Source organism: Variovorax sp. EBFNA2 (assembly GCF_033802765.1).
Lineage (GTDB): Bacteria > Pseudomonadota > Gammaproteobacteria > Burkholderiales > Burkholderiaceae_C > Variovorax > Variovorax paradoxus_H.
In genome coordinates this window covers 1,195,190-1,209,829 of record NZ_CP138496.1, presented here as the reverse complement: position 1 = coordinate 1,209,829, position 14,640 = coordinate 1,195,190, and the positions used below count along the sequence as shown (strand labels likewise).

11 protein-coding genes are annotated in these 14,640 nt (G+C 67.0%); all 11 read right to left on the bottom strand.

Annotated features, from left to right (window positions below; all coding sequences use genetic code 11):
• Window positions 1-16: 16 nt before the first annotated feature.
• Window positions 17-4,762, bottom strand: a complete 4,746-nt coding sequence (locus tag RZE79_RS05395; protein WP_319359327.1) for a glutamate synthase-related protein — start codon at window positions 4,760-4,762, stop codon at window positions 17-19.
• Window positions 4,763-4,940: 178 nt separating this feature from the next.
• The gene (locus RZE79_RS05390; protein WP_319359326.1) at window positions 4,941-5,642 is read right to left on the bottom strand and encodes a transposase; all 702 of its coding nucleotides are present in this window, start codon (window positions 5,640-5,642) and stop codon (window positions 4,941-4,943) included.
• Between the two features lie 29 nt (window positions 5,643-5,671).
• On the bottom strand, window positions 5,672-6,553 hold the full coding sequence (locus tag RZE79_RS05385) for an SAM-dependent methyltransferase (protein WP_319361100.1): 882 nt from the start codon (window positions 6,551-6,553) through the stop codon (window positions 5,672-5,674).
• 14 nt (window positions 6,554-6,567) lie between these two features.
• On the bottom strand, window positions 6,568-7,143 hold the full coding sequence (locus RZE79_RS05380; protein WP_319359325.1) for a DUF1415 domain-containing protein: 576 nt from the start codon (window positions 7,141-7,143) through the stop codon (window positions 6,568-6,570).
• Window positions 7,140-8,417: an MFS transporter gene (locus RZE79_RS05375; RefSeq protein WP_319359324.1), complete on the bottom strand. Its 1,278-nt coding sequence runs from the start codon at window positions 8,415-8,417 to the stop codon at window positions 7,140-7,142. The genes RZE79_RS05380 and RZE79_RS05375 overlap by 4 nt, the downstream gene beginning before the upstream one ends.
• Window positions 8,414-9,550 (bottom strand): deoxyguanosinetriphosphate triphosphohydrolase, encoded by a 1,137-nt coding sequence (locus RZE79_RS05370; RefSeq protein WP_319359323.1) that lies wholly within the window; start codon window positions 9,548-9,550, stop codon window positions 8,414-8,416. Before RZE79_RS05370 ends, RZE79_RS05375 begins: the two co-directional genes overlap by 4 nt.
• Window positions 9,547-10,671 (bottom strand): 3-dehydroquinate synthase, encoded by a 1,125-nt coding sequence (gene aroB / locus RZE79_RS05365; protein WP_319359322.1) that lies wholly within the window; start codon window positions 10,669-10,671, stop codon window positions 9,547-9,549. Before aroB ends, RZE79_RS05370 begins: the two co-directional genes overlap by 4 nt.
• 33 nt (window positions 10,672-10,704) lie before the next feature.
• A complete protein-coding gene (locus RZE79_RS05360) occupies window positions 10,705-11,253 on the bottom strand; it encodes a shikimate kinase (RefSeq protein WP_319359321.1) in 549 nt (182 codons plus the stop codon).
• Window positions 11,254-11,276: 23 nt separating this feature from the next.
• The gene (gene pilQ / locus RZE79_RS05355) at window positions 11,277-13,424 is read right to left on the bottom strand and encodes a type IV pilus secretin PilQ (protein WP_319359320.1); all 2,148 of its coding nucleotides are present in this window, start codon (window positions 13,422-13,424) and stop codon (window positions 11,277-11,279) included.
• Entirely contained in the window at window positions 13,421-13,963 is a 543-nt protein-coding gene (locus RZE79_RS05350) for a pilus assembly protein PilP (protein ID WP_319359319.1), read from the bottom strand. Before RZE79_RS05350 ends, pilQ begins: the two co-directional genes overlap by 4 nt.
• Complete coding sequence (locus RZE79_RS05345; RefSeq protein WP_153280469.1) at window positions 13,960-14,640, bottom strand: type 4a pilus biogenesis protein PilO; 681 nt, start codon at window positions 14,638-14,640, stop codon at window positions 13,960-13,962. Before RZE79_RS05345 ends, RZE79_RS05350 begins: the two co-directional genes overlap by 4 nt.

Below are 14,640 nucleotides of genomic sequence, written 5' to 3'. Positions count from 1 at the left end.
CGTATCTATGGCGCGCTCAGACGGCGGCCGTGGCGGGCGCAGCCAGTGCGTGCGGCTCGAGGCCCACGTGGGCGTTGTTGCCGCTGCTGGCCAGCTCGACCTGGCGGTCGTGCAGTTCGGCCAGGGCGCGCTTGTACTCGTTCGGGAACACCTTGACGAACTTGGTGCGCGACTCGGCCCAGGTGTCGAGCAGCTCGCGCGCGCGCTTGCTGCCGGTCCAGCGGTGGTGCTCTTCGAGCAGCTTCTTCAGCTGCGCTTCGTCGGTCTCGCCGCCGTGCCAGATCTTGCGATGCACGCTGGCGGTCTGCTCGGCCGAGGTCAGCACCTTGTCGAGCGACACCATCGAGAGGTTGCAGCGCGTGGCGAACTGGCCGTCCTCGTCGTAGACGAAGGCGACGCCGCCGCTCATGCCGGCCGCGAAATTGCGGCCCGTCTTGCCGAGCACGGCCACCGTGCCGCCGGTCATGTATTCGCAGCCGTGGTCGCCGGTGCCTTCGATGACCGCCGTGGCGCCCGACAGGCGCACCGCGAAGCGTTCGCCGGCCACGCCACACAGGTAGGCCTCGCCGGTGGTCGCGCCGTACAGCGCGGTGTTGCCGACGATGGTGTTGCGTGCCGCTTCACCGCGGAAGTCCAGGCTGGGGCGCACCACCACGCGGCCGCCAGAGAGGCCCTTGCCGGTGTAGTCGTTGGCGTCGCCGATCAGGTACAGCGTGATGCCGCGTGCCAGGAACGCGCCGAACGACTGGCCGCCCGTGCCTTCGAGCTGGATGCGGATCGAATCGTCGGGCAGGCCCTGCGGATGCACCTTGGTCAGCGCGCCGGAGAGCATCGCGCCCACCGAGCGGTTGACGTTGCGCGCCACCTCGATGAACTGCACCTTCTCGCCCTTGTCGATGGCGGGACGCGACTTCTCGATGAGCTTCACGTCGAGCGCGCGCTCGAGGCCGTGGTCCTGGTTTTCGACATGGAAGCGCGGCACGTCGGCCGGCACGATCGGCAGCGCGAACAGGCGGCTGAAATCGAGGCCCGAGGCCTTCCAGTGCTCGATGCCCTTGCGCATGTCGAGCAGGTCGGCGCGGCCGATCAGGTCGTCGAACTTGCGAATGCCCAGCTGGGCCATGATCTGGCGCACTTCTTCGGCAACGAAGAAGAAGTAGTTGACGACGTGCTCGGGCTTGCCCGAGAACTTCTTGCGCAGCAGCGGGTCTTGCGTGGCCACGCCCACCGGGCAGGTGTTCAGGTGGCACTTGCGCATCATGATGCAGCCCTCGACCACCAGCGGTGCGGTGGCGAAGCCGAACTCGTCAGCGCCCAGCAACGCGCCGATGGCGACGTCGCGGCCGGTCTTCATCTGGCCGTCGGCCTGCACGCGGATGCGGCTGCGCAGGCGGTTGAGCACCAGCGTCTGCTGCGTTTCGGCCAGGCCGATTTCCCACGGGCTGCCCGCGTGCTTGATCGACGACCAGGGCGAGGCGCCCGTGCCGCCGTCATGGCCGGCGATCACGACGTGGTCGCTCTTGCACTTGGCCACGCCTGCAGCGATGGTGCCGACGCCGATTTCGCTCACCAGCTTCACGCTGATGCTGGCGTGCGGCGCGGTGTTCTTCAGGTCGTGGATGAGCTGCGCCAAGTCTTCGATCGAGTAGATGTCGTGGTGCGGCGGCGGCGAGATGAGGCCCACGCCCGGCACGGCATAACGCTGCTTGCCGATGTACTCGGTGACCTTGCCGCCGGGCAGCTGACCGCCCTCGCCCGGCTTGGCACCCTGCGCCATCTTGATCTGGATCTGGTCGGCCGAGTGCAGGTACTCGGCGGTGACGCCGAAGCGGCCCGACGCCACCTGCTTGATGCGCGAACGCAGCGAGTCGCCGTCCTGCAGCGGCAGGTCGACCTCGACGTTGGCCGCGCCGATCACGCTCTTGAGCGTGTCGCCTTGCTTGATCGGGATGCCCTTCAGTTCGTTGCGGTAGCGCGCGGGGTCTTCACCGCCTTCGCCCGTGTTGCTCTTGCCGCCGATGCGGTTCATGGCAATGGCAAGCGTGGCGTGCGCCTCGGTGCTGATCGAGCCCAGCGACATCGCGCCGGTGGCGAAGCGCTTGACGATCTCGGCGGCCGCTTCGACCTCGTCCACCGGAATGGCCTTGGCCGGATCGATCTTGAACTCGAACAGACCGCGCAGCGTGAGGTGGCGGCGGTTCTGGTCGTTGATGAGCTGCGCGTATTCCTTGTACGTGTTCCAGTTGTTGGAACGCGTGCTGTGCTGCAGCTTGGCGATGGCGTCGGGCGTCCACATGTGCTCTTCGCCGCGCGTGCGCCAGGCGTATTCGCCGCCGGCGTCGAGCATGTTGGCGAGCACCGGGTCGTCACCGAAGGCGGCCTTGTGCATGCGGATGGCTTCTTCGGCGATCTCGAAGACGCCGATGCCCTCCACGCGGCTGGCGGTGCCGGTGAAGTACTTGTTGACGGTCTCGGTGTTCAAGCCGATGGCTTCGAACAGCTGGGCGCCGCAGTAGCTCATGTAGGTGCTGACACCCATCTTCGACATGATCTTCGACAGGCCCTTGCCGATGGCCTTGACGTAGTTGTAGACCGCCTTCTCGGCGCTCAGGTCGCCCGGCAGGTCGGCGTGCATGGCCGCCAGAGTTTCCATCGCGAGGTAGGGGTGCACGGCTTCGGCGCCGTAGCCGGCGAGCACGCCGAAGTGATGCACTTCGCGCGCCGAGCCGGTCTCGACGACGAGGCCAGCCGTGGTACGCAGGCCTTCGCGAACGAGGTACTGGTGCACGGCCGAGAGGGCCAGCACGGCGGGGATCGCCACCTGCGTCGGGCTCACGCCACGGTCGCTCACGATGAGGATGTTGTGGCCGCCCTTGATGGCGTCGACCGCTTCGGCGCACAGCGAGGCCAGCTTGGCTTCGACGCCCTCATCGCCCCAGCCCAGCGGGTAGGTGATGTCCAGCACGTAGCTCTTGAACTTGCCCTGCGTGTAGGTGCCGATGTCGCGCAGCTTCGCCATGTCGGCGAAGTCGAGGATGGGCTGGCTCACTTCGAGCCGCATCGGCGGGTTGACCTGGTTGATGTCGAGCAGGTTCGGCTTGGGGCCGATGAAGGACACCAGCGACATCACGATCGCTTCGCGGATCGGGTCGATCGGCGGGTTCGTGACCTGCGCGAACAGCTGCTTGAAGTAGTTGTACAGCGGCTTGTTCTTGCTGGAGAGCACGGCCAGCGGGCTGTCGTTGCCCATGGAGCCGATGCCTTCTTCGCCGGCTTGCGCCATCGGGCTCATCAGGAACTTGATGTCTTCCTGGGTGTAGCCGAAGGCCTGCTGGCGGTCGAGCAGCGCCACCTGGCTCACAGGAATCGCGGCCGGTTCGGCCTTGACGCTGTCGAGCTTGATGCGCAGGTTTTCGATCCACTGCTTGTAGGGCTTGCTGTTGGCGAGGGTCGACTTGACCTCCTCGTCGTCGATCATGCGGCCCTGCTCCAGGTCGATCAGGAACATCTTGCCGGGCTGCAGGCGCCACTTGCGCACGATCTTCTGCTCGGGCACGGGCAGCACGCCCGACTCCGAAGCCATGATGACCAGGTCGTCGTCGGTCACGCAGTAGCGCGAGGGGCGCAGGCCGTTGCGGTCGAGCGTGGCGCCGATCTGGCGGCCGTCGGTGAACACGATGGAAGCCGGGCCGTCCCACGGCTCGAGCATGGCGGCGTGGTATTCGTAGAACGCGCGGCGACGCGTGTCCATGGTGGCGTGCTGTTCCCAGGGCTCGGGAATCATCATCATCACCGCCTGGCTGATGGGGTAGCCGGCCATCGTCAACAGCTCGAGGCAGTTGTCGAAGGTGGCGGTGTCGGACTGACCGGCGAAGCTGATCGGGTACAGCTTCTGCAGGTCGGCGCCGAGCACGGGCGACGACATCACGCCTTCGCGTGCCTTCATCCAGTTGTAGTTGCCCTTGACCGTGTTGATTTCGCCGTTGTGCGCAACGTAGCGGTACGGGTGGGCCAGCGGCCACTCGGGGAAGGTGTTGGTCGAAAAGCGCTGGTGCACCAGACCCAGGGCCGAGACGCAACGCTTGTCTTGCAGGTCGAGGTAGTAGGTACCCACCTGGTCAGCCAGCAGCAGGCCCTTGTAGACCACGGTGCGGCTGGACATGCTCGGAACGTAGTACTCCTTGCTGTGCTTGAGCTTCAGGCGCTGGATGTTCGCGCTGGCGGTCTTGCGGATCACGTACAGCTTGCGCTCCAGCGCGTCCTGCACGATCACGTCGTTGCCGCGGCCGATGAAGATCTGGCGCAGCAGCGGTTCTTTTTCGCGCACGGTGGGCGACATCGGCATGTCGCGGTTGACCGGCACATCGCGCCAGCCCAGCATCACCTGGCCTTCGGCCTTGATGGCGCGCTCCATCTCTTGTTCGCAGGCTTCGCGCGAGGCGTGTTCCTTCGGCAGGAAGATCATGCCGACGCCGTATTCGCCGGGCGGGGGCAGCGTGACGCCCTGCTTGGCCATTTCTTCGCGATACAGCAGGTCGGGCAGCTGGATCAGGATGCCCGCACCGTCGCCCATCAGCTTGTCGGCGCCGACGGCGCCGCGGTGGTCGAGGTTCTCGAGGATCTTCAGACCCTGCAACACGATGGCGTGGCTTTTCTCGCCCTTGATGTGGGCCACGAAGCCGACGCCGCAGGCATCGTGCTCATCGGCACCGGAATACAGACCGTGTTTTTGGAGGTGTTGAATCTCGGCAGCCGTCGTCATGGCGCGCTCCTTCAGTTTTCGCAGGGAAAGGGAGCATATTGCGATGCACAAAGAATGCCAAACACTTTAATGGGGGTCAGATTCCTATTAAATCTTGAGTTTTCTTGTCAGAATTAAATTAGGGACACATAGAAAATGAAAGCGCGAAGTGCCACAGGCATGCGGCTCTCGGCCGTTTTCAGTCTTGATCTTTGGGGGATGCAGGCGGCCGGCCGGCCTTGACCTTGATCACACGGCGCTCGGTGGACTTCTGCAACGTGTCCAAAAAGTCACTATCTCCGGCCGCCCAGCCGCGCAAGGTAGCGTCGGTCAGGGCCTGCTGATCGGCCGCACGAACCCCGCCACGCACCAATTCGGCATACGCCGCCTCCCGCGCGAAGGGCGTGTTGCCGAGCTCCCAGTACAGCGGATGCGGGGTCAGCAGCCGGTCTTGCCGCTGGCCGGCGTAGTGGCCGTGGCTGGACCAGGGGAAGTCGCGCGCCTCCGCGACCATCCCGGCGCGCACCGGGTTCAGATCGATGTACGCCATGCAGGTCAGCAGGTAGCGCTCGGTCTGGATCAGGGTCGATCTGTAGCGCCCTTCCCACAACGTGCCGCTGCGGCCGTGGCGGTCGTTGAAGTAGCGCACGTAGCTGCGCCCGACCGACTGCATGAACTGCGGCAGGCCCGTGGTGCTGTCCGGCGTGGCCAGCAGGTGGAAGTGGTTGTCCATCAGCACGTAGGCGTGCAGCGCGATGCCGAAGCGCACGGCGTTCTCGGCCAGCAGTCCGAGCAGCTTCTCGTGGTCGGCACGGTCGACAAAGATCGGCTGGCGGTTGTTGCCGCGTTGGATCACGTGGTGCGGCATGCCGGCCAGCGTGAGACGGGGGAGACGGGCCATGGGGGCGATGGACGACGCCGTCCGAATCCTCAGTCGGCGAGGCGGAAGCGCGTGTCGCCCAGCGTGTCGAGCCCGAACTGCGCCAGCAGCTCGCGCAGCCGCGTCGCCGCGCTCGCCTTGCGCTGGCCGGTATAGCGCGCCAGGATCAACTCGTTCTTCATGCTGTGCTCCCAGCCGACGAGCTCGGTGACGGTGACGCTGTAGCCGTTGGCTTCCAGGTACAGGCAGCGCAGCACGTTGGTGAGCTGGCTGCCGATCTCGCGCGTGTGCAGCGGATGGCGCCAGAGTTCGGCCAACGGCGTGCGCGACAGGGCCAGCGCCTTGGTCTCGCGCAGGCAGGCCGCCACTTCGGCCTGGCAGCAGGGCACGAGCACCATGCAGCGCGCCTTCTTGGCGAGGCCGAAGGCGATGGCGTCGTCGGTGGCGGTGTCGCAGGCGTGCAGTGCGGTGACCACGTCGATCTGCGCCGGCAGTTCGCTCGCCTGCGCCGACTCGGCCACGGTGAGGTTCAGGAACGACATGCGCCCGAAGCCCAGCTGCTGCGCCAGCGCGCGGGAGCGCTCGACCAGCTCGCTGCGCGTCTCGATGCCGTAGACATGACCGCCCTGCCGTGCGCGGAAGAACAGGTCGTAGATGATGAAACCGAGGTACGACTTGCCCGCCCCGTGATCGGCCAGCGTGGCCTCGGCGCCCTCGCCCGGCAGCTCGCGCAGCAGCTGCTCGATGAACTGGAACAGGTGGTAGACCTGCTTGAGCTTGCGCCGCGAATCCTGGTTGAGCCGGCCTTCGCGCGTGAGGATGTGCAGCTCCTTGAGCAGCTCGACGGACTGGCCCGGCCGCAGGACTTCGGCCAGTTCGGCCTCGGCCTTCGCGGCCTTGTTGGTGGGGTGGGCTTTCGCGGGACGGGTCATGGTGTTCTTGGTGTTCATGGCGTGGCGCTTCCCGGGCCCACATCGAGCGCGGCCCAGCCGGCCGGGCCCAGAGCTTCGAGCGTCTCGATGTTGCGCTCGAAGATGGCCTCGGCCTCCGGAAAGGCTTCGACCGCGCGGTCCATGCTGTCTTCGCGCAGCAGGTGCAGCGTGGGATATGGCGCGCGGTTGGTGGCGTTGCTGATGTCGTCGGGCTCGGTGCCGCCGAACTGGAAGTGCGGATGGAAACTGGCGAGTTGCAGCACACCGTCGAAGCCCGCGCGAGAAAGCTTGCGCTCGGCGCGCTCCGTGAAATCGTTGAAGTCGAGAAAGTCCGCCAGCGCGTGGGGGACGATCAGCAAGGTGGTGTCGCGCACCTCGGCGTCGAGCGCCACGAGTGCGCGGGCTTCGGCCAGCAGCGCATCGATCAGGCGGCCTTCGTGGGTGTCGAGGTAGGTGACGTAATGGATCTGGCCCTTCACATGCACCGCCTTGGCGAAGGGGCACAGGTTGAGCCCGATCACGGCGCGTTCGAGCCAGCGACGGGTGTCGGCTTCGGCTTGTGCGGCGTCGACGATGGCAGGGTCGCTCATGGCGTGGCCTCCGCTGCGTGCCGAATGCGCCCGAGGCGCGTTGCGACCGCTATGCCGGCAAGCGAGCAAGCCAGCGTCGCGGTCCAGGTCCAATGCCAACCCCCGACGCGGTGCGCCAGCCAGGCCACCGCGGGCGGCGCCAGGAACTGGCCAAGCGACGACGCCTGCTGCATCAGGCCGACCGTGGTCGACACGGTGCTCGGCCCCGGTGCCAGCCGCACGCCCAGCAGGAACAGCGTCGCCGGGATCATGCCGCCGCCGAGCGAAAAGGCGCAGATCGCGGCATAGCGCAGCGCGGGTGGCAGGCCCAGCGCCTCGGCGCCCTGCCCCACCTGCGCGAAGGCGGCGACACCGCCCAGCGCCATCGTCAGGAAGCCCCATTGCAGCAGCCGCTCGGGCGCCACGCCGCGCTGCAGCCAACGGCCGCCCATGAGGTTGCCGACGATGTTCATCGCCGCGGCCAACGCGGTCAGCACCGCGCTCCAGGCGGCCGGCACCTTCGCGTCGGCGTAGATGGCGGGAAGAAAACCGATGACGGCCATCCACTGGGACGAGTAGACGGCGAAGGTCAGCGCGATCAGCCACGGCGCGCGCGCACCGACCGTCTCGCGCAGCCGCGAGGCCCAGCCGGACGACGCGGGCAGCAGGCTGGCGCCGACGACACGGGCCCGGTCGCGCGGCACCGCCAGCCACACCCAGAGCGCCGCACCGGCCGACACCAGCGACAGCGTCCACCACCAGTCGGCCCATCCGCCCCAGGCGATGAGAGCCGGCCCGATGAGCAGAGCCAGTGCCACGCCAAGCGGCATGTAGGCGCCCCACAGGCCCAGCGCGGCTTTGTCGGCGCCCGCGGGCGTCAGTGCGCGGATGAGTCCCGGGCCGGGCATCACCGCCATCAGGAAGCCGATGCCTTCCGCCGCACGCAGCACGAACAGCCACAGCACGGCATGCGACTCGCCCAGCAGGCCGGCGCCGACGGCACCGCCCAGCAGGCTGGCCGTCGTCAGCACCGCCAGCCCGATGAGCATGCTGCGGCGCAGGCCGATGGAGTCGGCCGCAAGCCCGGCCAGCAGGCCCAGCGTCATGCTCGCGACCTGGACCAGCGACAGCAGGAAGCCCGCCTCGACCAAGTCAATGCCGAGCGACGCCTGCAGCGCCGGCACAGCGGGCGGCAGCTTGCCCAGGTGCAGCGCGGCGCTGACGCCGCCCAGCACGACGGCGAAGGCGGCGGCGGGCACGTGTGCCGACGCGCTCGAGCGCACGGCCGCTGTCATGCGATGCCCCGGCGGCCGGTCAGCCGCTCGTGCTCGCGCATGGCGAAGCGGTCGGTCATGCCGGCGATGTAGTCGGCCACGGCACGGTACCGGTCGCGGCGCTCGGCGTACGACGCGGGCATCTCGGTGCCGCGCGCCAGGTAGGCGTCGAACAGCTCGCGCACGACCTCGCTCGCCTGGTCGGTGGTCTGCGTGACCTGCGGGTGGCGATAAAGATTGCGAAACAGGAACTGCTTGAGCGCCTCCGACTGCGCCTGCATGGCGCCGCTGAAGGCCACCAGCGGCGGCGCCTGGCGCACGGCGTCGGCATCGACCGGCCCCAGCGCTTCAATGGCCGCGCGCGTCGTGTCGATCACGTCGTAGACCTGCGCGCTGAGCATGCGGCGGATGGTTTCATAGAGCACGCGCCGGCCCTGGCCCGGCAGTTGCGGATGCTCGGCCAGCGCCTCTCGGCGGTAGCGTTCGAACAGTTCCACGTCGGCCAGTTGCTCGACGCTGATGAGACCCGAGCGCACGCCGTCGTCGATGTCGTGTGCGTTGTAGGCGATGGCGTCGGCGAGGTTGCATAGCTGCGCCTCCAGCCCCGGCTGCGTGCGGTCGAGAAAGCGGCGCGCCACGCCCTGCGGCTCGGCAGCCTCGATGCGTTCGGCGTTGGCGCGCGAGCAGTGCTTGAGGATGCCTTCGCGCGTTTCGAAGCTGAGGTTCAGGCCGTCGTACTGCGGATAGCGGTGCTCCAGCGCGTCGACCACGCGCAGGCTTTGCAGGTTGTGCTCAAAGCCGCCGTGTTCGGCCATGCAGGCATTGAGCGCGTCCTGCCCGGCGTGGCCGAAGGGCGTGTGGCCAAGGTCGTGAGCCAGCGCGATGGCCTCGACCAGGTCTTCGTTGAGTCGCAGCGCGCGTGCGATGGAACGGCCCAGCTGCGCTACTTCCAGCGAATGCGTGAGCCGCGTGCGGAACAGGTCGCCCTCGTGGTTCAGGAAGACCTGGGTCTTGTAGACCAGCCGGCGGAAGGCCGTGGAATGAACGATGCGGTCGCGATCGCGCTGGAAGGCATCGCGCGTGGGCGCGGGCGGTTCCGCGTGGCGCCGTCCGCGCGAGCGCGCGGGGTGGCAGGCGTACGCCGCAAGGCTCATGCCGCGCAGCACTGCGCGAGCACGTCGCGCACCATCGCGTCGGGCGCGCTGCGCACGACGGCGGAGCCGGGTCGGTCGATCACCACGAAGCGGATCTCGCCGGCTTCCGACTTCTTGTCGACACGCATCAGCTCGAGGTAGCGCTCGGCGCCCAGCGCCGGCCCCACGGTGGGCAGTCCGGCACGCTCGATCAGGCGCGTGAGCCGCGCAACGAAGGCCGCATCGACGCCGCCGAGCCGCTGCGACAACTGCGCGGCCATGACCATGCCGCAGCCGACGGCCTCGCCGTGCAGCCACTCGCCGTAGCCCAGGCCCGACTCGATGGCATGGCCGAAGGTGTGGCCGAAATTAAGGATGGCGCGCAGGCCGGTCTCGCGCTCGTCCTGGCCGACCACCAGCGCCTTGATCTCGCAGCTGCGCTTGACGGCATACGCCAGCGCGGCCGGCTCGCGCGCCACCAGCGCTTCGATGTTCGACTCGATCCAGTCGAAGAAGGCCATGTCGTAGATCGGGCCGTACTTGATGACTTCGGCCAGGCCGGCGCTCAGTTCGCGCGGGGGCAGCGTCTGCAGCGTGTCCAGGTCGCACACCACGAGCTGCGGCTGGTAGAACGCGCCGATCATGTTCTTGCCCAGCGGGTGGTTGATGGCCGTCTTGCCGCCCACCGATGAATCGACCTGCGCCAGCAGCGTGGTCGGCACCTGCACGAAGGGCACGCCGCGCATGTAGCTGGCGGCGGCGAAGCCGGTCATGTCGCCCACCACCCCGCCGCCGAGCGCAAACAGCACCGTCTTGCGGTCGCTGCCGTGGCCCAGGAGGGCGTCGAAGATCAGGTTGAGCGTCTCGAGGTTCTTGTGCACCTCGCCATCGGGCAGTTCGAGCAGGTGAACCGTGCGGAAACGGCCGGCCAGCACGGTGCGCAGCGCCTGGGCGTAGAGCGGCGCCACCGTGGTGTTGCTGACGATCAATGCACTCGCGGCCACCGGAACGACGTCGAAGTTGGTGGCGTCGTGCAGCAGCCCTGCACCGATGAGGATCGGGTAGCTGCGCTCGCCGAGTTGGATCTCGACGCGTTCGGGCTGTGGTGATGCGGAAAGTGCGGGCGAAACGAACAGGGACATGGCCGCGAGTTTAGGCGCTCGGGCCTGCCGGGGTCAGTCGGAGGGCTCTTCCGGATGGGCGCCGGGCTCGACCACGCCGGCCAGCTCGAGCTGCATCACGATGAGGTTGACGAGCACCGCGATCGACGGGCGGCCGGTGTCGACCACGTCATGGGCCGTTTCTCGGTAGAACGGGTCGCGCGCATCGTGCAGCTCGCGCAGCCGGCCCAGTGGGTCGGCCACCTGCAACAACGGGCGCTTGACGTCATGGCGCAGGCGCCGGAACAGGTCTTCGGGCGAAGAGCGCAGGTAAATGACGTGGAAATGATCGTGCAGCTGCTGGCGATTGGCCTCGCGCAGCACGGCGCCACCGCCGGTCGCCAGCACACCGTGCGGGCTCGCGGCCAAATCGGCAATGACCGCCTGCTCGATGTCGCGGAAGGCGATTTCGCCCTCGCGATCAAAAAAATCACGGATCGTGCAGCCGATGCGCTGCTCGATCACGTGATCTGTGTCGATGAACGGAGTGTTCAGCCGAGCGCCCAAGCGCCGGCCCACTGCGGACTTTCCGGCGCCGGGCAACCCGACAAGTGCGACCGCCACGCGGTGGCTGCTACGCCCGCGCGTCAGCGCGCGGCGTTGCGGTCGGTAATCATCTTCGGGGTGATAAAGACGAGCATTTCAGTCTTGTTGGCAACGCGTTCGCGCTTGCGGAACAATGCCCCCATGTAGGGGATTTCACCCAGCACCGGCACGCGCGATTCGTCATTGGTTTCGGTGAGTTCGAAGATACCACCGATGACGACCGTGCCGCCGTTCTCGACCAGCACCTCGGTCTGCACGTGCTTGGTGTTGATGGCCGGGCCCGCCGAGGTGTTCACGCCGCGGGCGTCCTTGCTCACGTCCAGCGTCAGGATGATGTTGCCCTCGGGCGTGATCTGCGGCGTGACCTCGAGCTTCAGCACCGCCTTGCGGAACGAGATCGAAGTGGCACCGCTGGACGTGGCCTGCTGGTAGGGAATTTCTTCGCCCTGCTCGATCAGCGCCTTGGTCTGGTCGGCCGTGATGACGCGGGGGCTGGACACCAGCTTGCCCTTGCCGTCGGCCTCGAGCGCCGAGATTTCGAGGTTCAGCATGCGCGACAAGCTCGAATTGAACAGCGAGATCGCGAAGGTACCGGCCGCATTGCCGGTGCCGCCGGCATCGCCTGCGGGCAGGTTGATGAAGTTGGAGTTGGTCCAGGTGGCTGCTGCGGCGCCGACGCCACCGGTGGTGGTGGCAGGCATGACGCCGAAGGTGCCGTATGCCGGATTACCGTTGGCCGACGCGACGCGTTCGCGGGAGATACCGCCGCCCATCCGCACGCCGAGCGACTTGCCGAAGGTGTCGGAGGCTTCCACGATGCGCGCTTCGATCAGCACCTGCCGAACCGGGATGTCGAGCTTCTGGATCAGGTCGGCCACTTGCGCCAGGCGCGAGGGAATGTCCGACACGAACAGCTGGTTGGTGCGCGACTCCGCGATCACGCTGCCACGAGGGCTCAGGATGCGCGAAGTCGTCCCGCCGCCGCCGCCACCGCCGCCACCCGCCGATGCACCGGTACCCGTCAGGCCCTGCGCAATGGCAATCGCCTTCGTGTAGTTCAGCTGGAACGATTGCGTGCGCAGCGGCTCCAGGTTCTCGATCGCCGCCTTGGCTTCGAATTCGAGCTTTTCCTTGGCGTTGATCTCATCCTTGGGCGCGATCCACAGCACGCTGCCGTTCTTGCGCATGCCCAGGTTCTTCGCCTGCATGATGATGTCCAGCGCCTGGTCCCAGGGCACGTCCTTCAGTCGCAGCGTCAGTGCGCCGCTGACCGAGTCGGAGGTCACGATATTGAAGTTCGTGAAGTCGGCAATCACCTGCAGCAGCGAACGGATCTCGATGTTCTGGAAGTTCAGCGACAGCTTCTCGCCGTTGTAGCCCACACCCTGCGTGAGCTTGCTCGGGTCGACCTTGCGGGCGCGGACTTCCACCACGAACTGGTTCTCGCTCTGGTAGGCGCTGTGCTCCCAGTCGCCCTTGGCATCGATCGTCATGCGCACGCGGTCACCCGATTGCTGCGACGTGATGAGTTGCACGGGCGTACCGAAGTCGGCCACGTCCAGGCGGCGGCGCAGGCCTTCGGGCAGCGTCGACTTGGTGAATTCCACGACGAGGCTCTTGCCTTGCTGCTTCACGTCGACGCCGACCTGGTTGTTCGGCAAGTCGACGAGCACACGACCGGTGCTATCGGCACCCAGACGGAAATCGACGTCGCGCAGCGGCAGGGTGTCACGGTTGCGGTTCTCGGCGAAAGTGGTCGCAGCGGAAGCCACCAGCGCTGTTCCAGCCACCGGCTCAAGCACCACCAGCAGCGATTTGCCCTGGATTTCGGCTTTGTAAGCAGTCGCCTGCTTCAGGTTCAGCACGACCCGGCTGCGATCACCGGCCTGCACCACGTTGACCGAGCGCAGGTTGCCCTGGTTCACCTCGATGGCCGAACGCCCGATGGCGTTGGTCACGCCCGGGAAGTCCAGCGCGATGCGCGCCGGCGTCTGCACGGAGAACCCGGCAGGCACCGCAGTGAGCGGCTGGGCCAGGTCGATGCGGATCACTTCCGCGCCCGACTGGGTCGAGCTCGTCACCGATTCGATCGCGTTTTGCGCATGGGCGACGGCCAGGGCACCGAAAGCCAGCAGACCCAGCCCGGCGGCGCGCAGCCACTGTGCCATCGTTGATTTTTTTTGGTTCATTTCGCACTCTCTTGCAACTGCAGCGTGGCTACGCGTTCGATCCATTCGCCCGCAGCGTCCTGCACGATCTCGCGCAGGGCGACTTCGGTTTCGTTGATACGGGTGATGCGCCCGTAGTTGAGCCCCAGGTATTCGCCGACGCGCACCTTGTAGAGCAGCTTGTCCACGCGCACGAGCGCCACCGGCTGGCCGTTGCGGTTCATGCTGCCGACCATCGCCATCGTGTCGAGCGGGAACGCCTCGAGCGCTTCCTTGCGGCGCGCCAGCTCGGGCGCGATCAGCTCCGACGTGCTCGGCTGGTTGGACTCCCGGCGCAGCGCCTGGGTCAGCTTGAGCATGTTGAAAGGCTCGAAGGACGACGCCTCGGTGTAGGCCTGCGGCGTGAACTTCTTGGGCTCGGAAATCGGCGGCACCGACGGCTTGACCTGGGCGCGCTCTTCGACCATCCAGCGCTGCAGGTCTTCCTGGTCGGAATCGCCGCAGGCGCTCAGGCCCAGCGTGGCCAGCACCAGCCACAGAACTTTGGCGACCGGCTTCATTTCTTCGCCTTCGGCGCCGTAGCGCGTTTCTGGGCGGCCCGCTCGTCTTCATCGAGATAGCGGTAGGTGCGCGCGGTGGCGTCCATCGTCAGCACGTCCTTGTCCTTCTGCGGTGTGACGGTCACGTTGTTGAGCGTCACGATGCGCGACAGGCTGGCCACGTCGGCCGCGAACGCGCCCATGTCGTGGTACCGGCCCGTGACGCGCACGGCGATCGGCAGCTCGGCGTAGTAGTCCTTGACCGAGACCTGGCCCGGACGGAACAGCTCGAACTGCAGGCTGCGGCCGAGGCCGGCCTGGTTGATGTCCGAGAGCAATGCGTCCATTTCCGCCTTGCTGGGCAGTTGCTTCTCGAGAAGGATCACGTACTGCTGCACCTGCTCGCGCTGCTTTTTCAACAGGTCGAGGTTGGCGGCCTGCGCCACCTTCTTCTTGTAGTCGGCCCGGAGCGTCACTTCCTTGGCGCGCTCTGCCTCAAGCTCGTCGTTGGAGTTCGTGAGCCAGACAAACCACAGGCCCGCCAGCGCCAGCGCGGACACAGCCAGGCACAGCGCGTAGCGCGGCACGGCCGGCCACATCGAAGGGTCGTTCGGATTCAGTCCGCGGAACTGGTCGCCGAAGTTCCGCAGTGCGGTGGCGACGTCGACTTTGGGGAGGGATCGGTTGCTGATGGCCAT

Excerpts from the sequence above, each read along its gene's own strand:
- RZE79_RS05395 (WP_319359327.1), bottom strand. The coding sequence starts at position 4,762 with ATGACGACGGCTGCCGAGATTCAACACCTCCAAAAACACGGTCTGTAT.
- RZE79_RS05390 (WP_319359326.1), bottom strand. The coding sequence starts at position 5,642 with ATGGCCCGTCTCCCCCGTCTCACGCTGGCCGGCATGCCGCACCACGTG.
- RZE79_RS05385 (WP_319361100.1), bottom strand. The coding sequence starts at position 6,553 with ATGACCCGTCCCGCGAAAGCCCACCCCACCAACAAGGCCGCGAAGGCC.
- RZE79_RS05380 (WP_319359325.1), bottom strand. The coding sequence starts at position 7,143 with ATGAGCGACCCTGCCATCGTCGACGCCGCACAAGCCGAAGCCGACACC.
- RZE79_RS05375 (WP_319359324.1), bottom strand. The coding sequence starts at position 8,417 with ATGACAGCGGCCGTGCGCTCGAGCGCGTCGGCACACGTGCCCGCCGCC.
- RZE79_RS05370 (WP_319359323.1), bottom strand. The coding sequence starts at position 9,550 with ATGAGCCTTGCGGCGTACGCCTGCCACCCCGCGCGCTCGCGCGGACGG.
- aroB (WP_319359322.1), bottom strand. The coding sequence starts at position 10,671 with ATGTCCCTGTTCGTTTCGCCCGCACTTTCCGCATCACCACAGCCCGAA.
- pilQ (WP_319359320.1), bottom strand. The coding sequence starts at position 13,424 with ATGAACCAAAAAAAATCAACGATGGCACAGTGGCTGCGCGCCGCCGGG.
- RZE79_RS05350 (WP_319359319.1), bottom strand. The coding sequence starts at position 13,963 with ATGAAGCCGGTCGCCAAAGTTCTGTGGCTGGTGCTGGCCACGCTGGGC.
- RZE79_RS05345 (WP_153280469.1), bottom strand. The coding sequence starts at position 14,640 with ATGGCCATCAGCAACCGATCCCTCCCCAAAGTCGACGTCGCCACCGCA.